The sequence below is a fragment of the Cellulosilyticum sp. genome (genome assembly GCF_982396655.1).
Genome location: NZ_CEVXFV010000032.1, coordinates 1 through 20934, shown reverse-complemented (window position 1 = coordinate 20934; position 20934 = coordinate 1). Strand labels below are relative to the sequence as shown.

Genomic DNA, 20934 nt, shown 5'->3' with positions numbered 1-20934 from the left:
TAATCATAGATATGAAATCTATATAATAGATTATAGATCGATAGGGGTGAAGGTATGGAAAACAAATATAATATTAGTAAGGACTTTAGAATTTTTGCCCAAATGTCATCAAGAGGGCCTAAAAATATGACAGGAGAAGCGGCTATAAAGAGCATGGCAAGTAATAGCGTGATGGGAAGACGAGTTTGGCGGGAGAATGCAACGGATGAAGAGGTTAAGGTAACTAAGTTTATGATACCTAGCTTTGATGGGGAGTTAGTAGAGATACAGATTATAGAGCCGCATCAACTATCAGGCAATGCACCTTGTTTAATGTATTATCATGGGGGAGCTTTTGTGGTACCCGCATTAGATTTTCATAAACGGCTCATTAGAGAATATGCAATAGGTGCAAGGTGTAAAGTCGTTTACGTAGACTATCGTTTAGCTTTTGAATACCCATTCCCAGTGGGATTAGAGGATTCTTATAGTGCGTTAGAATGGGTTGTAGAAAATGCTGAAAAGTTAGGGATAGATAAAAGCCGCATAGCAGTAGCAGGAGATAGCTCAGGTGGGACATTAGCTACAGCAGTAGCACAGATGGCAAGAGATAGAATGGATTTAAAGCTTTGTATGCAGCTCTTATGTTATCCTGCGACAGATTATAAACAGGATACAGCTTCCATGAGAGAATTTATAGATACACCAGTATGGAATACGCCTATGAATAATTATATGTGGGAAATTTATTTAAGGGATGGGTTAAAGGATATACGAAACGGCAAGGCAAATATGTTACCTTATGCATCGCCTATGGCAACGACTGATTTTGAAAAATTACCACCAGCCTACATAGAACTTACTGAGTTTGATCCAGTAAGGGATGAAGGAAAAGCCTATGGCGAGTTATTAAAATCACATGGCATAAATGTGACAATATATCAAACAACAGGTACAGTACATGGCTATGATGCGGTTAAAAATAGCAAAATTACCAAAGAAAATGTTCAAAGACGTATAGAAGTACTAAAAGCAGCTTTCAATATTTAAAAAACAGGGCAAATAAGATATACTGAGCATAGACAAGTAAAGCGATAGGAGTGTAAGAATGAAGAAATATATATTAGCTTTGGATCAAGGAACAACTAGCTCAAGAGCTATATTATTTGATAAACAAGGCAATGTAAAAAGCATGGCACAACAAGAGTTTAAACAGTATTATCCTAAACAAGGGTGGGTAGAGCAAGACCCCTTGGAAATATGGGATGTGCAGCTTAAAGTAGCTAAAGCCTGTTTAGAAAAGGTACAATTAGAAGCTAAGGATATAGCAGCTATTGGTATTACCAATCAAAGAGAAACGACTATCGTATGGGATAAAGTCACAGGAAAACCAGTATATCATGCTATTGTATGGCAATGTAGAAGAACAGCAGCTTATTGCGATGCATTGAAAGAAGAAGGCTTTGATAAAATCATTAAAGAAAAGACAGGACTTATTATAGATGCTTATTTTTCTGCAACTAAGCTTAAATGGATTTTAGACCATGTAGAAGGAGCTAGAGCAAAGGCAGCACAAGGTGAATTGTTATTTGGTACGGTAGATACCTGGCTTATGTGGAACCTTACAAAGGGGGAAGTATTTGCAACGGATTATTCTAATGCAGCAAGAACCATGCTTTTTAACATTCATACTTTAGAGTGGGATGAGGAAATACTTAAAAAGTTAGACATTCCAAGACAGATGTTGCCAGAGGTTAAATCGTCTAGTGGCTTATTTGGTGAGACACATAAAGCATTATTTAATGGAAGCATTCCTATAGGGGGAGTAGCTGGAGACCAACAAGCGGCATTATTTGGGCAAACTTGTTTTAGTAAGGCCGCAGCCAAAAGTACATATGGTACAGGCTGCTTTTTACTGATGAATACAGGGGAGCGTGCAGTGAGTTCTAAACATGGGCTTCTTACAACCATTGCCTGGGGAATAGATGGTAAAATTGAATATGCTTTAGAAGGCAGTATCTTTATGGCAGGTGCAGCCATTCAGTGGTTAAGAGATGAATTAGGTCTTATTAAGACGGCTGAGGAAAGTGAAGTTTATGCAAGAAGTGTTGTAGATAGCAATGGCGTTTATGTAGTACCAGCCTTTGCAGGACTTGGTGCGCCTTATTGGGACCCTTATGCAAGAGGTTCAATAGTAGGGCTTACGAGAGGTGCGACAAAAGCACATATTATACGTGCCACCGTGGAAGCTATTGCTTATCAAACAGTAGATGTACTAAAAGCCATGGAGCAAGATGCAGGAATGCATTTATGCATGCTGAAGGTAGATGGCGGCGCAAGTAAAAATGATTTCTTGATGCAATTCCAAGCTGACCTCTTAGGTGTAAAAGTAGAAAGACCACAGGTTGTAGAAACAACAGCCTTAGGTGCAGCATATTTAGCCGGATTAGCAGTAGGCTACTTCAAAGACAAAGAAGAAATTGCGAAGAACTGGTGTCTAGAGCGAACATTTGAACCAGATTTAGCAGAAGATAAAAAAGAACAGCTCCTACAAGGCTGGTCAAAAGCCATAAGCCGCAGCAGCAACTGGGCGGCTAACTAATTATAAAAAATGGATATTATGAAACTAGCTATAGTTTCATAATATCCATTTTTTGTTTATAGAGTAATTCATTAACTTTTTATTTTAAGTCTTTTCATATCCTTTTAGCATACCTTCAAAAAGCAATAGCTTTTTGGGTATAATTTTCATCAGTATTTGTTTCGACAGGACGTACTTTAAATATAGCCGTATCTTTAGAAAAACGCATAGAGATAGTTGACAAATTAGTAACGTGGCTACGCGGTAATTCTACATAAGCAACAAGATAATAGTCTTTTACGAAACCTAACATGACAATCGAGTCCAGATATTCAATATTAAAATTAGAGTTAAATGTAATAATATTGTCTTCATCTAATATTTCATTAGGAGAAGAATAGGGCGTAAAAACATATAGAGTATCCCAGTCAAAGTCTGTGACCTTTGAAAAGTCTATAGTTGAATCTGTTTCAATAGTCGTTTCAATGTTATTTTGTAAGTGAACATCCATTTTTAAGTGAGTAAAATGATAGAATAGGGCATTAATAATAGCCAAGAAAGAGAGACAACCAATGCCTAATGCGAGTCCCATACATAAACTTTTCTTTTCCATAGTCACAATCCTTTCTAAAATATTTTTTAATCAAGCTGTAGTTTATTTTATATTAATATAGCAACTTCATATAAGTATTTCATGAACAAAGAAAAACTTAGGTCAATAAAATTTGACAAAATATATCCAAAATGCATAAATACTACATATTTATTCCTTAAATTTCAGCTTTTAGAGACAAGCCTAAAAGTTTAAGGTAAAATAAAAATAGTGTTTAACACGTAAGAACTTAGGGAAATGAGGAAAACGGAACATGGATATGCTTAGAAATTACATCGAAGAGCTAATTGATAAAAGTACACCAGAGAGACCAATCTGGAATATCGAAAAAATTTTAGAAGGTAAGCCACCTACATGGAACTACATCGATGGTTGTATGATTAAAGCTCTTTTAGAGATGTACGCGATTACAAAGGGTGAAAAGTATTTAAAATTTGCTGATGAGTTTATTACATATCATGTAAGAGAAGATGGGTCAATCAATGATTATGATATTCACGAGTTAAACATAGATAATGTAAACTCTGGTAAGGTATTATTTGAACTTTATGATATCACAGGTAAAGAAAGATACCGCAAAGCAATTGATACAGTATATGAACAAATCAAAATTCAACCACGTACTAAAGAAGGTAACTTCTGGCACAAAAAAATCTATCCAAATCAAGTTTGGCTAGATGGTCTCTATATGGGACAACCATTCTACATGGAATATGAAACAAGATTTAACAATAAAGAACATTATGATGATATCTTTAATCAATTCTGCAATGTAGAGAAACTTATGAAAGATCCTAAAACAGGTTTATACTACCATGGATATGATTCTTCTAGAGAAGCAAAATGGTGTGATAAAGAAACAGGACTTTCTAAGAACTTCTGGCTTCGTGCCCTTGGTTGGTTTGTGATGGCACTTATTGATACATTAGAGAAAATGGATAAGAGCTATACAGAAATGTACAATAAACTTATGCAAATCTTTACGGATCTTATTGAATCACTTCTTAAATTCCAACATGAAAGTGGTATGTGGTATCAAGTAGTTGATCAAGGGGACAGAGAAGGAAACTACCTTGAAACAAGCGGTAGTGCAATTATGGCGTTTGCTATCTTAAAAGGTGTAAGAATGGGATTCTTACCAGAAAGCTACGCTGCATATGGTGAAAAAGCATTCAATGGTATTTGTGATAAATATTTATATGAAAAAGATGGTGAAATGAACCTTGGCGGAATCTGTTTAGTAGCAGGACTTGGCCGCCCAGATTCACGTGACGGTTCATTTGAATACTATATTTCAGAACCAGTTGTAGAAAACGAAGCAAAAGGGGTTGCACCATTATTACTTGCGTATACAGAAATTCTTAGAAGAAAGAAATAAGGTTTAAAACCATAGCAATTAACTGCTAATAATTTTAAAAAGTGGGTGTTCCTAAGTAATCAATTAGATTTTTTGGAACACCCACTTTTTATTAGTTTTTAATTGTTTTAAGCCACTCTGAGTATTGTGCTTTTACCTTATCATTTAAGTAGCTACCATACCAACTGTATTTGTTTCTTCTTTCATAAGAAATTTCTTCCATGCTATATTTTATAACACTATCTCTACCAGAGAAAACAGGTTTGAAGTCACTATTAATTTCATAGAAACGTGCCCAAACTGTTGAATTTGGATCATCTACAAGTACGCGGTTTGAACCAAATTCAAGGCTATAGTCTGTTATAGTAGTTATTTTTTTGCCTTCGATTTTTACGGTATCAAGCCATGTCATAGCTGAGTTAACAGCATCAATTATTTCTGGGCTTGGATTTTCAAGGCGCATTAAGAATTGGAGAAGTCTTACACTCTCTTGCGTAGCAATAGAAGGTACTTCATAAGCACGGCCAAAAGCAGGTGCCATAGTTATTTCATCATATTGAGACGCCCAAGCTGTTTTTACACCATCTACTTCAATTTGGAGGTCTAAGATACAATCAATACCTTTATCAATAGACTTTTGTACAGATGGAATTTTACTAGGATATTCTTTGCTTACAAATTCATAACCTGGATCTGCTTGTACGACATCTAATAAAAGTTCGAGTACATTAGCCATGGCATTATCATTAATCGTAATATTTTTAAAGTAACCTGTTGCTACTGGAAAATACTGTGCCCAACCGCCGTTACTATATTGGCCTTTGATGAGATAATCAAGACCTTTCATAAAGCTTTCAGCATATTTTTTATTACCTGTAGCAGTATAAACTTGTGCTAAGAAACGCATTTCCGTAATCGTGGCATCATTATCAATGGTAGATTTAAGAAGCGTAGCAGATTGATCCTTGATAGACTCGGTCATATCTACAGCATCTACAAGTTTCATCCAGCCACCATTACTATTTTGGAAAGCAATGATATTGTCAGCTACCTTTTGAGCCGTTGAACTTGCATAGTCATTGGCTGTTTTTTCAAGAAGCGAACCAAATGTCCAGTCGCCGCCTGTTTTAAAATCATCGCCACCTTGTCTTGGTGTCATAATACAAGTAGCTACAAGGCGTTTTCTTTTACTATCCCATGTTACATTAGCTTCTAGACTTTCAAATACAAACTTAACAGGTAAATAAAGTGTTTTTTCGCCATCTTCATTATCAATAAGCTCTGGTGCATAAGGTGCTGTTAATTTTTTACCTTCTAAAGAAGCTTCTGTAGAGCTAACTTTCATAGTAAGTGTTTGCTCATTGAGCATCATTTTTACTTCACCTGTTTTTTCATTATAGCTATAAGTAGCAGCAAGTTTTTCAAAAATATCTCTTAAAGGTGCCATCATTGTTTCAGCACTTGATTTGTCATCTTTCATGATTGGTTTTAATAAATAACCATAGTCTAGTTCATGGAAAGCGCCATTGATTGAGAAGTTTGGTTCTGTTTCTATTATAGCAATTGTTTTTACTGATAAATCTTTGAGTGATATAGTCTCAGCCGCAAATAAAGGTGTTGCAACTGTGCCAGTAGTCATTGTCATTGCTAACATAATTAGGCACGCTTTTCTTTTTAATCCTAGTTTCATGTGTAATCCCCCTGTTATTTCATGTAATAATAAGGTTATTATAAGATAAACTGTTAGAAGAATCTGTACATAAGTTGACTTATTTAAGTTGATTTCTACAAAAATTTAAGAATAATTAAATGATTTTTGGACATATAGATTTCACATTTATATAGATTTAGTTATTCATGATTTTTAGTCATGTGAAATCATTGAGAGAAACCTATTGACCTACATGTATATTTTAAGGTTTTAGTTGGTTTCTCTATAAAGTAGACGTGTAGTACTTAAGAATAGATGAAGTGAAAGAAGAGCTTGCATGATAAACAAAAAGTATTGAAAAATTATGACAAGAGGTATATTATATAGAAAATTGAAAGAATAACATAAGAAATGATGATGGAGGCTATTATGAGTTATTTTATTGCTTTTTTCATATCGTGGATTTTGATGGTTTTAGTGACGCCGGTGCTTAGAAAAGTGGCTTGTAAGACTAATTATATGGAACAGCCTAAGGCTGATTCAAGGAAGATTCATAAAGAAGCAAAACCATATTTAGCAGCAGTAGGTCTATTTTTTATATTTTGGATTGTATACTTTTTAGCTATGAAGCAGGTCAATACGAAAATACTTTATATTTTAGCAAGCTCTACAATTATATTTGCTATAGGAATGGTGGATGATTGGTATAAAATTAAAGGTAAGGATTTAGCTGCATGGCCTAAGATGATTGTCCAGCTAATTGCCTGTGCATTAGTGTATAAAGGTGGTGTACAGTTCGTAGGTTTTACTAACCCATTAAATGGAGAGTACATATTACTACCAACTTTATTACAATTTACCTTAAGCATTATATGGTTATTTGGTGTAACAACAGTTATTAACTTCACAGATGGAATGGATGGTTTAGCAGGTGGTGTAAGTTGTATCTCAGCAATTACCTTGTTTATTGTAGCAAGAGCCATGGGGGATTATTCTGCAGCTATGATGGGAATTATATTAGTAGGCATTTGCTTAGGATATTTAAAATACAATAGATTCCCAGCTAAAATTTTAATGGGCGATGCAGGTGCGACATTTTTAGGTTTTATGTTGGCCATTATTTCATTAGATGGTGCATTTAAGCAAGCAACAATGTTTTCGATTTTCGTGCCAGTATTGGCTTTGGGGCTACCAATTTTTGATAATATCTATGTGATATTTAAACGTATGAAAGAAGGTAGACCTATTTATATAGGGGATACGAGTCAAGCACATTTCAGATTAACAGCTCAAGGTTTAACACAGAAACAAGCTGTTCATGTACTTTATCTTGTATGTGCATGCCTTAATTTAAGTGCAATCATTCTCTTTATGATACAATCATAAAGTTTTATGATGGAATCTTAAAGTTTTAAGATACAACGTTAAAGTTTTATGATGCAATCTTAAAATTTTATGGTACAATCCTAAAGTAAAAGCTATATGGACTTTATATTTATAAACTGTAATTATCCATGGGATATATTACCGGTTTGCGAATGTATTAAGATATGGTACTATAGTATAAAAATACTATAACGTAGAATATTATGGTATAAGGTGTTATATAAATTAATAAAATCTCATAGTGAAGAAGCTGTTCATACGTAAATATGGTATGAGCAGCTTTTTCTTTTATAAAAAATTATTAAAAAGTTATTGAATGAATGAACCAAATAGAAATGTTTTGTCTCTATATAGATAGGTGCACCTAATAAAGGAGGAAAAAGTTTTGGAGGAAATAGAGCTTATAAGAAATGTACAAGAAGGAAATATGCAAGCTTTTGAACAATTATTTGAAAGGTATAAATATAAAGCAATGCGAACAGCTTATTTGCTGACAAGAAATAAATACACAAGTGAGGACATTGTACAAGAGGCTTTTACGACATGTTATCTTTCTATCAAAAGTCTTAAAAGCCCAGAGTACTTTAAGACTTGGTTCTTTAAATTACTAACTAGAATCGCATGGCGCTATATGAAAAAGGAAAATACCCTTATTCCAACAGAAGAGATCAATGAAGTAATCGAAAAGAAACAGGACCTTACAATTCCTAATGAAATAGAAGTAAGAGAAACAAAAAGTGAAATTTATAAGGAAGTCTTAAAGTTAGATTATAAATTACAAACAACCATCGTTCTCTACTATTATAATGAGCTTTCTGTTAAAGAAATTGCTAAAGTCATGGGCTGCTTAGAAGGGACTGTAAAATCTAGGCTACATACGGCTAGAAGAAAATTGAAAGTAAGTTTAATAGAAGAAAGTCGTATAAAAAGGGAGGCATTTGGGTTATGAGAAATTGTAAGGAAGATAAAAACATTAAAATTGTATTAAATCAGGAAGTAGAAGATATTGAAGTATCACCAGACTTATTTAATAAGATTAGAAAAAATATATATGAAGAGGAGCAAAGAAATACTATGAAAAATAAAGGATTTAGTTTAGGTCGTAAAAAACGTGTGGCATTAGTAGCGGGGTTATGTTTGATTGTAGGTTCTATTACAGCTGTGGCAGCAGCAACATCAGGAAGTTGGATCAGCCGCTCACATACAGCATATAATTCTTTTCCAACCCAAGAAAAAGTTGAGAACGACAATGGATTTTTACCTAAATATGTAGAGAGTTTACCTGGAGGATTTGAGTATAAAAAAGCATCTATTGGTAAGGGTGAAATGACAGATGAGGCAGGTAAACTAGTTACAAAGACAAAAGAGATTACGTTTATGTACAGCAATGGTGAGAAAGAGAGACAACCTATTTCTTTAAATACAATGTTAGTAGATGAAAAGTATTTAAATCATGAAGGTGAAACAAAGTTAGAGGAATCTTATAAAGGTATAGATTTATATTACTATAATCAAACTTATAAATTTGTACCAGCAAATTACGTCTTAACAGCTGAAGATAATAAAGCTATGGCAGCTGGCGCACTAGAAGTATCATATGGCTCAGATAAAGTAGAAGTTCAGCAAGTTCAAGCGATTAGTTGGTATGAGGACGGCATTAGCTATAATATTATGGGAAATGATTATAACTTTAATATTGATGAACTTGTCAATATGGCACAGACAGTTATTGATGCGGAATAAATAGTGATTGCTTTTTTATGATGGCAATCTAAAAGATAGTAGATCCACTTGTTGTCGTGAAGTAGCCCCTTTTTGCATATTTAGTAGCAAAATACATGAAAAGATAATATAATATTTATAATTTAAGGTAAAAATGAATATTTATAAATAAGAGGCGATGCTATGAATATAGAATCACGTATGGACGAATTTAAGAAAGTAGCAGATAAAAAAATGGTGCATGAAGAACAGATTAGATTACGCATGAATGAATTTGAAGAGGTACCAAGGAAAATCAAATTTTCTAAGGATTCTAAGGAAAAGGAAAGTGAATTGCCTTATGGTTTAAAACGCTATATCCTTTGCCCAAACTGCGAAGAAATCATGGAAATACATGAAGTGAAAGAGAAAGAAGCTATATATAGATGCCATCATTGTAATCAAGATTTTCGTGTACAATATCAATAAAAATGATGCGAGATATAAAAGGTAGACAAAGAGGTAATAAGCTTGTTGTTGCATACAAGTTTATTACCTCTTTTTAGGTAGGAAAAATCAAAATAAAGATAATGAATAGAAGGTTTAGGGCGTTGGGAAAGTTAGCTGGTCAATCTCAAAAATTTAGTAGTGAGATTGAAGGGGTGATAGGAAGTATCACAAACTGTATTAAGGAAATAGTAAGAAAAGTTATAAAAAATTTAATACTAAAAAATAATAATTCCTATTTACAAACTAAAATTACCATAGTATAATAAAAACAAGTCAAGATTGTATACAGTATACACACAAAAACAAACATGTATTATTAAGAAAACTTAAAACAAGATTTATAACTAAACTTACAAATAAGAGGGGGTGGAGTAGAGGCCTACACAAAGTCAGGTCTTTACGATGCATATGACATATTGGAGAAACTTTAAATCAGGTAAATGGCAAGAAGAAATTAATGTAAGAGATTTCATTGTTAACAACTATACAGAATATACAGGTGACGATTCATTCTTAGAAGGACCAACTGCAGATACAACAGCTTTATGGGAACAACTTAGTGAACTCATGGTAAAAGAAAGAGAAAGAGGATGTTTCGCAGATACAAAAACTATTGCAACAATCACTTCTCATGCAGCAGGGTACATTGACAAATCAAAAGAAAAAATCGTTGGTCTTCAAACAGATGCACCACTCGTAAGAAGCTGTCATCCATTTGGTGGGATGAGAGTAGTAGAAAATGCATTACACGCTTACGACTACGAAGTAGACCCAGAAATGAAAGAAATCTTCACTAAATATAGAAAAACACACAACCAAGGTGTATTTGATGTTTATAACAAAGATATCCGTACAGCACGTAAAGTTGGTGTTGTAACAGGGCTTCCAGATGCTTATGGACGTGGACGTATCATTGGTGACTACAGAAGAGTTGCTCTTTACGGAATTGACCGTCTTATCGAAGACAAAATGAAAGATAAAGAAGCAAGATCAAAAGTATTCACAGCTGAAACAATGAGAGATTGTGAAGAACTTGCAGAACAAATTAAAGCATTAAACGAACTTAAAGAATTAGGTCAAATGTATGGATTCGACTTAAGTAGACCAGCTGAAAACTTCCAAGAAGCGGTGCAATGGTTATACCTTGCATACCTTGCAGCAACTAAAGAGCAAGATGGCGCAGCAATGTCAATTGGTCGTACATCTACATTCCTTGATATCTATGCTGAAAGAGATTTACAAGAAGGAAAACTTACAGAACAAGAAGTTCAAGAAATCATTGACCAATTCATTATGAAACTTCGTATCATCAGATTCCTTAGAACTCCAGAATACAATGAATTATTCTCAGGAGATCCAACATGGGTAACAGAATCACTTGGTGGTATGCTTGAAGATATGAGTGCATCTCTTGTAACTAAAAACAGCTTCCGTTACCTTCACACACTTTACAATATTGGACCAGCTCCAGAACCAAACTTAACAGTACTTTGGAGTGAAAAATTCCCACAAGGATACAAAAACTTCTGTGCAAAAGTATCTATTGATACATCAGCTATCCAATACGAAAGTGATGACCTTATGAGACCACAATTCGGTGATGACTATGGTATCGCTTGTTGCGTATCTCCAATGAGAATCGGTAAACAAATGCAATTCTTCGGAGCACGTGCTAACCTTGCTAAAGCAGTACTTTACGCTATCAACGGTGGGGTAGATGAAAAAACAGGTATTAAAGTAGTACCAGGTATCGAACCAATGATAGAAGATGAATACTTAGATTATGACAAAGTAATGAAAAACTACCAAATCACAAAAGAGTGGGTTGCTAAAGTTTACACAGATGCTCTTAACATCATTCACTTCATGCATGATAAATATGCTTATGAAAGAATTGAAATGGCACTTCATGATACAGATATCTTAAGAACAATGGCTTGTGGTATCGCAGGTATGGCGGTAGCAACAGACTCATTATCAGCTATCAAACATGCAAAAGTTAAACCTATTAGAAATGAAGAAGGGATTGCTATCGATTTCGAAATCGAAGGAGAATACCCAGCATACGGTAACAATGATGACCGCGCAGATGATATTGCATGCTTCTTAGTAGAAGACTTCATGAATGAAGTTAGAAAACACACACCATACAGAGATTCTGTATACACACAATCAGTTCTTACAATTACATCAAACGTAGTATATGGTAAGAAAACAGGGGCTACTCCAGATGGACGTAAAGCAGGCGTACCATTCTCACCAGGAGCTAACCCAATGAACGGTAGAGAAACAAAAGGTGTACTTGCTGCATGTGCTTCAGTTGCAAAAATCCCATTTGAACACGCACAAGATGGTATTTCATACACATTCTCATTAGTACCATCAACTCTTGGTAAAACAGATAATGAACGCGTTGCAAATATGGTAGGTATCTTAGATGGGTACTTTGGACAAACAGGTCAACACATTAACGTAAACGTACTTCATAAAGATGTATTATTAGATGCTATGGATCACCCAGAAAAATATCCACAACTTACAATTCGTGTATCAGGATACGCTGTAAACTTCATTAAATTAACAAGAGAACAACAATTAGACGTTATCAGCCGTACATTCCATGAAAGAATGTAATTATTTCATAAAATAATGTAAGAAAGAATTCTTTAACTAATAGACTTAAAACCCAATAAAAAAACATAACATTTCCTCATATATATATAAAGCACTTTCAAGGCATCTCTCCTCAAAAGCCTTGGAGGTGCTTTTTAAAATTTATAAGGTGCTTTTTAAAAATTATAAGGTGCTTTTTAAAAATTATAAGGTGCTTTTAAAACTTTATAATGTAAATTAAAGAAGTTATCTAAGGCAATGGTAAGAGGGGGGAATACTTGCTTAAAGTTCTAAAAAGTGTTAGTGTAGATGCATAAACGAGTTCGTAAAAATAAGGAGAAATAATGCTAAGAGAAATTTATAATAATATTGCCGCTGGGCAAGACGTACGTAAAAATTTAATAGAGCTTAGAAAATTATTGAAAGATAAGAATAATAAGCTTGCTTTTCAATATTTTTTAGGGGGAGATTATGAGGTACTTAAAAATCTCCTGACAGATGAAGATGCTAAAACACGTAAAAATGTTGCCTTAATTATGGGTGAGATTAAAGCACCTGAATTTAGAAGCAAACTTTATACAGCTTATGAAAATGAAGAAAAGTTATTTATCAAGGTTGATTACCTAGAAGCACTTAAACAATTTGAGTATAGTGATTTAGCAGATAAACTTAAAGCACGTTTAGACTATCTTACAACAGGTGAGTTTGAAGAAACTAGCATGAAGCATATTAATGAGGAAATTCGTACATTAACAGAAATGCTTTTAACAGTAGAAAAACCAAGAATGCATAAGTTTACAGGATATAATGTACTTTCTGATGTAGTCCTTCTCACAAATCGTGACCACAAAGATGTAACATTAGAGCAAATTACAAATGGCAAGGCAAAGGAATTTAATGCAGGCGTTATTGCGCGTACAAAGGATTTAAATGAGATTTTAAATATTCGTACTTACACAGAATTACTCTTTAGACTTAAAAATGTAGGAACAGTAGCAATGGAACCAGCAATTATCGCTGAGGCACTTTGTAGTGGTGGCCTGCTAGAATTCTTAGATGAGAGACATGAAGGCAGTGGGGCATACTACTTTAGAATAGAAGTAAAGAGTAAAATGTTACTTGATAAGAAAAGTGACTTTACTAAGAAATTAGCGGCTAAATTAGAGCAACAATCAGGAAGAAAGCTTATTAATTCAACCTCTAATTATGAATTTGAAATTCGCCTCATTGAAGGTAGAGATGGCGTATTCAATGTGCTGCTTAAACTATATACAATCAAGGATGAACGCTTTGCTTATAGAAAACATGCAGTAGCTGCAAGTATTTCACCAGTAACAGCCGCACTTGTAGCAAGACTTGCAAAACCATACTTAGTAGAAAATGCACAGGTATTAGATCCATTTTGTGGTGTAGGAACGATGCTGATTGAGCGTAATAAGTTAGTGCCAGCAACACCTATGTACGGAATTGATAGTTTTGGGCAAGCTATAGACAAGGCTATTATTAATGCACGAGAAGCAAAAGCACAAATTAACTTTATTAACCGTGACTTCTTTGATTTTAAACATGATTATTTATTTGATGAAATTTTTACGAATATGCCGGCACAAACGGGGCGTAAGAGTGAAGATGAATTGATGATGCTCTATCATGATTTCTTTAATAAAGCTTTAGAAGTTTTAAAGGATGAAGCAGTAATTATCATGTATACAAGAAATAAAGAAATGGTGGAACGTGAAGTAAGAGCACGTGAACAATATGAGGTTTTAAAGAAATTTGAGATTTCTAAGAAAGAAAATGCTTATGTATATATTTTAAGTGTTAACCAATAAAGGAATATATATTATATATAATGAAACAACTTTTTTATGGAATGAAAAGATATAACGTGCAGTCCAATAAAAAAGTTGTTTTTTGTAAATTTTTATTAGCTTTTATTTCCAAAATGAATAAAATATGGTAAACTAAAATTCATAAAGGTATGCAAAAAAATAGAAGAGTTTATCCAGAGGGTGCACAACATGAGTGAAGAAAAAATAAAAAATGACTTATCATTAAGAGAGCAAGACATTTTAGGGGAAGTAAGCAATATATGTATGGGTACTGCAGCAACAACATTATTTACAATTTTAAATAATCGCAAGGTCTCTATTACCACACCTAATGTACAAGTATTAGGACATGAAGAGATTGAAGAATACTTTAAGAATGAGGCTGTAGCTACAGCTATTAAATCGGTAGAGGGTGTTACAGGAACTAATTTATTAGTCCTAAAGGAAGATGACGTAAAGATTATTACAAATTTAATGATGATGGGACCAGGAGTTGCAGAAGAGGGACCAATTACAGAATTACACTTAAGTGCAATATCAGAAGCAATGAATCAAATGATGGGGTCTTCTTCTACATCACTTTCACAGATGCTAAATACATTAGTTGATATTAGTGCACCAAATGCAATGATTATCAAAGATAAAAAAGGATGGATGAAAGAAATTGCAAGCGATATTGAAGATGCAGTAATTATTTCTTTTAGAATGGAAATTGAAAACACATTAGATAGTAATATTGCACAGATTATGTCAGTGAAGTTTGCAAGAGAACTTATTGAAGGTTTAGATCAAAGTAAGTTATAAAAGAAAAATATAAGTAAAGGAAGTAGTAAAATGGCAAATAGAATTGTAGTAGTAGATGATGCAGCATTTATGAGAATGATGCTTAAAGATATTTTAGTTAAAAATGGTTTTGAAGTTGTAGGAGAAGCTGAAAATGGCTTAAAAGCAATTGATGCTTACAAAGAACATACACCAGACCTTATGCTTATGGATATCACAATGCCAGAACTTGATGGTATTGGAGCAGTAAAGAGAATTAAAGAAATCGATGCAAATGCGAAGATTGTAATGTGTTCAGCTATGGGACAACAAGCAATGGTATTAGAATCTATTCAAGCAGGTGCAAAAGATTTTATCGTTAAGCCATTCCAAGCAGACCGTATTGTTGAAGCGGTAAATAAAGTACTTGGCAAATAATATAGATTTCACATTCATAGACTTTAATTATTCATAGTTTTGAATTATGTGAAATCATTGGGAGAAAACAATTTATGTATATGTATATTTCAAGTTTTTAGTTGGTTTCTCAATAAAATACATAAAGTAGTTAAGAAAGAACTTATGAAAGGTACAACATCATAAGTTCTTTCTTTATAGGCTAATTTAATTTTTGAACTAAATTAAGCGAATTTTTAAACTAAATTAAGTGTTTTTTTAAATTTAATAAAGTACTGGAAAAAGTTGTTAGATAGATTGAAATATGATAATGTTTTATGGCGTAAAAATAAATAGGAGGTTAATTATGATTAACAGAAAAATATTAGCATATGGACTTATTGCAGCAATGACAATGAGTACAGTGCCAACACAAATTTTTGCTCAATCAGTAAATAATGATACTCCAATTATTGCTGAACAAGAAGCACCATTAACAACAGATTCGGCAATTCAATTAGCCGTAGCGGCGAGCCGTAAAAAAGAAACATACACAGAAAGGGAAGAAAGCTTAATCACAGTCACTAAGGACGGAGAAATCACACAAAGCTTTGATATTTCATACAAATGGGATGATAGTTGGTTCTTCCAAGATAATACTGTATTTAATCAAGATTTAGCAAGAACATCATCAATTTTTGCAGCCCTTTCATATTACTCTTCGAAAATTGATCTTCAAGTAAATGAAGCAGATGCATCAACATATGCTTATGCATTTGATAGTGAAGATGGAGAAATTAACAATATATCTGGTATTAGCAAAGTCTTCAAATCTCATGATTTAAAAGATGTTAAAGAATATAACTTAAGAAACTATGCAGATGATAACCATGTGGCACAATTTAACATTGCTCACAAAAAAATAGGTAAAGGCAAAGACAAAAAAGAACTTGTTGTAATTAGTATTCGTGGTACTAGAGGCGAGATGGAATGGCTTAGTAACTTTGCAATGGGTCAAGATGCAGAGTTCGACTACATTTCAGAGTGGACAGAAAAACAAAATCACATGGGATTCGATATTGCAGCTAACAGAATCGTTGAACTTGTAGAAGAATATATTGATAGATACAAGGTAAAAGGTGATGATGTAACATTCTGGATTACAGGACATTCTAGAGGGGGAGCTCTTGCTAACCTTGTAGGTAAAAAATTAGAAGATCAAAACTTTGATACATATACATATTCATTCGCAACACCTAATACAACATTAGAAGCAGATGCAGCTGATAAATATCCAAGTATTTTCAACATTGTAAATGAAGATGACCTTGTACCAGCTGTACCATCTGAAGCTTGGGGATTCACAAAATATGGTCAAACACTTAATGTAGATATGACAGAAGACTTAAAACTTGTTTGGCAAGATATTGTTGGTAAAAAATATACAACAGAATCTGCTTCAGGTCTTGCAACTACACTTAATGCTTTAGGAGACATTATTAGTGATAGAAATGATGCACATGTGTATGGTGAAGATTTATCACAATATACAGTTACTAAATCATTTACATCAGAAGAGAAGAGAGCACAGGCATTAGCATCTATTCCAGAAGCATGTATGCCATATGCAGAAATTGAACTTTATGAATCAGTAAATGCATTGGGTAAAACAACTTACAATTATAAAATGCTTCAAAAACCAATGTACTTTATTACAGCTGCTGGATTAAATTTAGCAGGAACAATGGGACCACTTGAGTTCGTTGCATTTGATGTAGCAGGTGCTTACAAAACAGCTAAATCAAGATTAATGGCTTCAGGTATTGCTGGACTTTCTCATCCACATTACATGGAATCATATATTGTATTAGCAGATAGTGATCAATTTTAATAGATTGCGTATATGCCATCAAGTAGATAATTGAAAAGATAAAGATTTTTAGAAGGCTATTCATTTGAGTAGCCTTCTTTTTTAGTCTTCTTTTTTAGTCTTCTTTTTTAGTCTTCTTTTTTAGCCTTCATTTTATAGAATAAGAAAGGTTATAAAATAAGAAAGATTTATTTTTAAATGGTTTCTCTCTATATTTTTACTAAATCATTTTTATTAATTAAATTAAGTGACTTTTTTAATTAAACTTAGTAATAAAAAAGTTGTTAAAAAAAGAAAAATATGGTAAAGTTGTAGTTGACTAAAAATAGACAGGAGTATACAGATGGGAAGAAATAAAACATTAATTTACACACTTATTGCAGCAATGACAATGACAGCAATGCCAGCACAAATTTTTGCTCAAGGGGTAACAACAAGTAGCCAAGTTGTAGCAGAAAAAGTAAGTACAGCAACAACAGGTTCAGCATTAGGAATTGAGACAACATGCTTATTTCCAACAAACCAAAATTTAATTAAAACCAATATTGTTAAAGTCTCAGATGGAGAAATGGAAAATGGATTTAGCCTTTCATATGAATGGGATGACAATTGGTTCTTTAATGATAATACAGTTTTTAATAGAGGATTATGTAAAACAGCATCTCTCTTCTCAGCACTTTCATACTACTCATCAGATATTGATTTTGCTGTAAATGAGGCAGAAGCATCTACATATGGTTATGCATTAGCGACAGATGCATCAGATATTAATACAGCACAAGGAATTATGGGCGTTATGGCATCACATGGATTTGAAGATGCAGCAGAATATAACTTAAGAAATTATTATGATGATGGACATGTGACACAATTTAATGTAGGTCATAAAAAAATCAGCAATGGTAGTGAAGAAAAAGAAGTAATTATGATTGCAATTCGTGGAACAAGAGCACAGATGGAATGGCTTAGTAACTTTGCCATGGGACAAGACAAAGAGTTTGGGAACGTAGCAGATTGGACTGAAAAGCAAAATCATATGGGACTTGATATTACAGCTAATAGAATTATAAAGCTTGTTGAAGAATACATGACAGAAAATGGTGTAGATACACAAGATGCTACATTTATGATTACAGGACATTCTAGAGGGGGTGCACTTGCTAACCTTGTAGGTAAAAAACTTGAAGATAAAAACTTCACTACATATACATATAGCTTTGCAACACCAAATACAACTTTAGATGAAAATGCAGCGAATACATACCCAAGTATTTTCAACATTGTTAATGAAGAAGACCTTGTACCAGAAATTCCAACTGAAGCTTGGGGATTCACAAAATATGGTCGTACAATAAATACAGATATGAATCTTATACTTAAAACTAAATGGGCTACAATTACTGGTAAAACATATATGTCATCATCAATGATGAATGATGCAGTAGATGCAATCGGTGATATTATTGAAGATAGAGATGCTGCATTTGATTATAGTAATGTAGATAAAATCAAAGTAACAAAATCATTCTCATCTGAAGAGAAAAGAGCAGATGCTTTAGCTTCTATTCCAGAAGCTTGTCTTCCATATGCACAAATTGAACTTACAGAAGGTAAAAACTTAATTGGCAAGAAAACATATGGTTATACAATGTTACAGTCACCAATGTACTTTATTACAGCGGCGGGATTAAACTTAGCGGGAACGATGTCAGCAGCAGAATTCTTAACATTTGATGTAGCAGAAGCGTACAAAACAGCTAAAACAAAATTAATTCTTGCAGGTATCGGTGGACTTTCACATCCACACTATATGGAATCTTATATTCTTCTTGCATATAGTACACAACTTAAAAATGTAAAAGCTTTAGATATTCCATCTGAAGCAGCATTACATATTGATGTAGAATAATTAAAAGTAGAATAATTAAAATAAGAAGGTGGTAGTGCGAAAGTGCTACTGCCTTCTTATTATTTAAGCAAGTATTTACATTGATTAGATTTATTTAACTATATTATAATACAAGTACAAGGTCCAAAAAAATTCGGGTTATATATTGACGGGGGTAATATATAGCCGCAAGGGGATGCAGCTATGAGTATTTTTAGAAGAAAGATGTATGTACTGATGAGTTTAGGACTTATTGTATTGACTTCGGGAGTATGTATGGCAAATACAGTAGAGGAAGAGTTATATGGCGCGAAAATTACTGTAGAAACTATGCAAGATATTACGAATGAAAATGCTGTGTTTGTTTCAGCCGAAGGAAGTGACAGCAGTGGCAGTGGGGCTATTGAAAAACCTTATGCGACGATTGGCAGGGCACTTAAGGGAATTAAATCAGGACAAACTATTTATATAAGAGGAGGGGTTTATAAGGAAGCTATTACTTTTAATACATCAGGTAAAGAAAACGCATATATTACACTACGTAATTATGAGGGTGAAGAGGTTATTCTAGATCATAGTGGGAATAGTAATGAAACAATGATTGATTTAGGGGGACAGTCTTATATCCATATCGAGGGCTTAGAACTTAGGAATAATACGAATAAATGGGCATACGGATTTTATTTAGGAAATGGTGAAAGTAATATTGTCATTAAAAACAATAAAATTCATGATTTGTATGCCTCAAAGCCAAGTTCATCTAACTCTGGTGCGAATGCTATTATTTGCTATGGTGAAAGAGCAGACAAAGCTATTAGTAATATTTTAATTGAAGGTAACGAAGTGTATGATTGTAATACAGGATGGTGTGAGGCTATTTCTATAACGGGAAATTGTGAGTATGTGAGTGTGATTAATAATAAGGTGCGAAATACTGGAAATATTGGTATCGATTTCTGCGGGAACTTTGGGTATTGTGAAGATGCAAGCTTAGATCAACCTAGATATTGTGTGGCAAGGGGAAATATTATATCCAAGGCCAATAGTTCCTATGCAACAAGTTATGGGCTTTATGTAGATGGGGGTAGAGATATTTTATTTGAGAATAATATCATTTATGATTCTCAAGGTGGCATTGAAGTAGGGGCAGAAGAACCCTCCGATTATCCAACTCAGAATATTATTGTAAGAAATAATCTAGTGTATAATAACTCAGAAAATGGTATTACAGTAGGTGGCTATTACACAGGTGGCGGTAAGGCGAAAAACATTAAGTTGTATAATAATACTGTCGTTAATAATGGGAAAGAGAATGGCGAACTTGTCATATCAATTGTAGATGGCCTGGAGGTTGCTAATAATATTTTTTACCAAGAGGCAGATAAGCCAATGATTAATAGTGAGTTCTCAAGTAAATATACAAGTAATATAAGCTTTAGTCACAACTTATATTATAGTAAGAATGGTAAAGAACAGACTGAGTTCGAAATGATGGGTAAGGTCACAACAGGTTTTAGTGCATTTCAAGATAAATATGAGATGACAGCCATGTTTGGAAAACCGCTCTTTAAAGATAGCACCCAAAATGAGTATGCACTTATAAGCGGGTCAATAGGTATTGATAGTGGTGATGAAACAATAGATGCAGGCGAAGTGGATATCTTAAATAATAAGCGTCATCAAGGCATTATAGATTGCGGTGCATATGAATATGGCGATAACTTAGAAGTGCCTGAAATACCAGAAGTGACACCACCCGAAGAAACGGAGCAGCCAGAAGTGACACCACCCGAAG

Annotated in this window: 16 protein-coding genes; 14 read left to right on the top strand and 2 right to left on the bottom strand. The window is 33.6% G+C overall.

Annotated features, from left to right (window positions below; all coding sequences use genetic code 11):
- The first annotated feature begins 54 nt into the window (after window positions 1–54).
- Window positions 55–1029, top strand: a complete 975-nt coding sequence (locus AC1VAQ_RS13430) for an alpha/beta hydrolase (protein WP_302596507.1) — start codon at window positions 55–57, stop codon at window positions 1027–1029.
- A 58-nt stretch (window positions 1030–1087) separates the two neighbouring features.
- The gene (glpK, locus tag AC1VAQ_RS13425; RefSeq protein WP_302596508.1) at window positions 1088–2581 is read left to right on the top strand and encodes a glycerol kinase GlpK; all 1494 of its coding nucleotides are present in this window, start codon (window positions 1088–1090) and stop codon (window positions 2579–2581) included.
- Window positions 2582–2696: 115 nt separating this feature from the next.
- Here the strand turns inward: glpK and AC1VAQ_RS13420 are convergent, their stop codons facing one another.
- Window positions 2697–3173 carry a hypothetical protein gene (locus tag AC1VAQ_RS13420; protein ID WP_302596509.1) on the bottom strand — a complete coding sequence of 159 codons (477 nt, stop codon included), beginning with the start codon at window positions 3171–3173 and terminating at the stop codon, window positions 2697–2699.
- Between the two features lie 253 nt (window positions 3174–3426).
- On the opposite strand from AC1VAQ_RS13420, the gene AC1VAQ_RS13415 reads away from it, so the two are divergent.
- Window positions 3427–4551: a glycoside hydrolase family 88/105 protein gene (locus AC1VAQ_RS13415; RefSeq protein WP_302596510.1), complete on the top strand. Its 1125-nt coding sequence runs from the start codon at window positions 3427–3429 to the stop codon at window positions 4549–4551.
- 91 nt (window positions 4552–4642) lie between these two features.
- Here AC1VAQ_RS13415 and pelA read toward each other — a convergent pair whose 3' ends face one another.
- Window positions 4643–6220 carry a pectate lyase gene (gene pelA, locus AC1VAQ_RS13410; RefSeq protein WP_302596511.1) on the bottom strand — a complete coding sequence of 526 codons (1578 nt, stop codon included), beginning with the start codon at window positions 6218–6220 and terminating at the stop codon, window positions 4643–4645.
- A gap of 390 nt (window positions 6221–6610) precedes the next feature.
- Between pelA and AC1VAQ_RS13405 the strand changes: the two genes are divergently transcribed.
- From AC1VAQ_RS13405 to AC1VAQ_RS13355, 11 genes are all read left to right on the top strand, one after another.
- A complete protein-coding gene (locus AC1VAQ_RS13405) occupies window positions 6611–7567 on the top strand; it encodes an MraY family glycosyltransferase (RefSeq protein ID WP_303244353.1) in 957 nt (318 codons plus the stop codon).
- A gap of 385 nt (window positions 7568–7952) precedes the next feature.
- The gene (locus AC1VAQ_RS13400) at window positions 7953–8516 is read left to right on the top strand and encodes an RNA polymerase sigma factor (RefSeq protein WP_302596513.1); all 564 of its coding nucleotides are present in this window, start codon (window positions 7953–7955) and stop codon (window positions 8514–8516) included.
- Window positions 8513–9310 carry a hypothetical protein gene (locus AC1VAQ_RS13395; protein WP_302596514.1) on the top strand — a complete coding sequence of 266 codons (798 nt, stop codon included), beginning with the start codon at window positions 8513–8515 and terminating at the stop codon, window positions 9308–9310. The genes AC1VAQ_RS13400 and AC1VAQ_RS13395 overlap by 4 nt, the downstream gene beginning before the upstream one ends.
- A 162-nt stretch (window positions 9311–9472) precedes the next feature.
- Window positions 9473–9757 carry a hypothetical protein gene (locus tag AC1VAQ_RS13390; protein ID WP_302596515.1) on the top strand — a complete coding sequence of 95 codons (285 nt, stop codon included), beginning with the start codon at window positions 9473–9475 and terminating at the stop codon, window positions 9755–9757.
- Window positions 9758–10186: 429 nt separating this feature from the next.
- Window positions 10187–12412, top strand: coding sequence for a formate C-acetyltransferase (gene pflB, locus AC1VAQ_RS13385; protein WP_302596541.1), 2226 nt, complete (start codon window positions 10187–10189; stop codon window positions 12410–12412).
- Between the two features lie 323 nt (window positions 12413–12735).
- Window positions 12736–14223 (top strand): TRM11 family SAM-dependent methyltransferase, encoded by a 1488-nt coding sequence (locus AC1VAQ_RS13380; RefSeq protein ID WP_302596516.1) that lies wholly within the window; start codon window positions 12736–12738, stop codon window positions 14221–14223.
- A gap of 189 nt (window positions 14224–14412) precedes the next feature.
- The gene (fliY, locus tag AC1VAQ_RS13375; protein WP_302596517.1) at window positions 14413–15027 is read left to right on the top strand and encodes a flagellar motor switch phosphatase FliY; all 615 of its coding nucleotides are present in this window, start codon (window positions 14413–14415) and stop codon (window positions 15025–15027) included.
- A 30-nt stretch (window positions 15028–15057) separates the two neighbouring features.
- On the top strand, window positions 15058–15423 hold the full coding sequence (locus AC1VAQ_RS13370; RefSeq protein WP_302596518.1) for a response regulator: 366 nt from the start codon (window positions 15058–15060) through the stop codon (window positions 15421–15423).
- A 325-nt stretch (window positions 15424–15748) separates the two neighbouring features.
- Window positions 15749–17272, top strand: a complete 1524-nt coding sequence (locus AC1VAQ_RS13365) for a lipase family protein (RefSeq protein WP_479904028.1) — start codon at window positions 15749–15751, stop codon at window positions 17270–17272.
- A gap of 322 nt (window positions 17273–17594) precedes the next feature.
- Window positions 17595–19160 (top strand): lipase family protein, encoded by a 1566-nt coding sequence (locus tag AC1VAQ_RS13360; protein WP_302596520.1) that lies wholly within the window; start codon window positions 17595–17597, stop codon window positions 19158–19160.
- A 183-nt stretch (window positions 19161–19343) separates the two neighbouring features.
- Window positions 19344–20934: right-handed parallel beta-helix repeat-containing protein (locus AC1VAQ_RS13355; RefSeq protein ID WP_479904027.1), on the top strand; the 1591-nt coding region annotated here is incomplete at its 3' end.

Excerpts from the sequence above, each read along its gene's own strand:
- AC1VAQ_RS13390 (WP_302596515.1), top strand. The coding sequence starts at position 9,473 with ATGAATATAGAATCACGTATGGACGAATTTAAGAAAGTAGCAGATAAA.
- AC1VAQ_RS13365 (WP_479904028.1), top strand. The coding sequence starts at position 15,749 with ATGATTAACAGAAAAATATTAGCATATGGACTTATTGCAGCAATGACA.
- AC1VAQ_RS13360 (WP_302596520.1), top strand. The coding sequence starts at position 17,595 with ATGGGAAGAAATAAAACATTAATTTACACACTTATTGCAGCAATGACA.
- AC1VAQ_RS13395 (WP_302596514.1), top strand. The coding sequence starts at position 8,513 with ATGAGAAATTGTAAGGAAGATAAAAACATTAAAATTGTATTAAATCAG.
- fliY (WP_302596517.1), top strand. The coding sequence starts at position 14,413 with ATGAGTGAAGAAAAAATAAAAAATGACTTATCATTAAGAGAGCAAGAC.
- AC1VAQ_RS13380 (WP_302596516.1), top strand. The coding sequence starts at position 12,736 with ATGCTAAGAGAAATTTATAATAATATTGCCGCTGGGCAAGACGTACGT.
- AC1VAQ_RS13405 (WP_303244353.1), top strand. The coding sequence starts at position 6,611 with ATGAGTTATTTTATTGCTTTTTTCATATCGTGGATTTTGATGGTTTTA.
- AC1VAQ_RS13415 (WP_302596510.1), top strand. The coding sequence starts at position 3,427 with ATGGATATGCTTAGAAATTACATCGAAGAGCTAATTGATAAAAGTACA.
- AC1VAQ_RS13420 (WP_302596509.1), bottom strand. The coding sequence starts at position 3,173 with ATGGAAAAGAAAAGTTTATGTATGGGACTCGCATTAGGCATTGGTTGT.
- glpK (WP_302596508.1), top strand. The coding sequence starts at position 1,088 with ATGAAGAAATATATATTAGCTTTGGATCAAGGAACAACTAGCTCAAGA.
- AC1VAQ_RS13370 (WP_302596518.1), top strand. The coding sequence starts at position 15,058 with ATGGCAAATAGAATTGTAGTAGTAGATGATGCAGCATTTATGAGAATG.
- pelA (WP_302596511.1), bottom strand. The coding sequence starts at position 6,220 with ATGAAACTAGGATTAAAAAGAAAAGCGTGCCTAATTATGTTAGCAATG.
- pflB (WP_302596541.1), top strand. The coding sequence starts at position 10,187 with ATGACATATTGGAGAAACTTTAAATCAGGTAAATGGCAAGAAGAAATT.
- AC1VAQ_RS13430 (WP_302596507.1), top strand. The coding sequence starts at position 55 with ATGGAAAACAAATATAATATTAGTAAGGACTTTAGAATTTTTGCCCAA.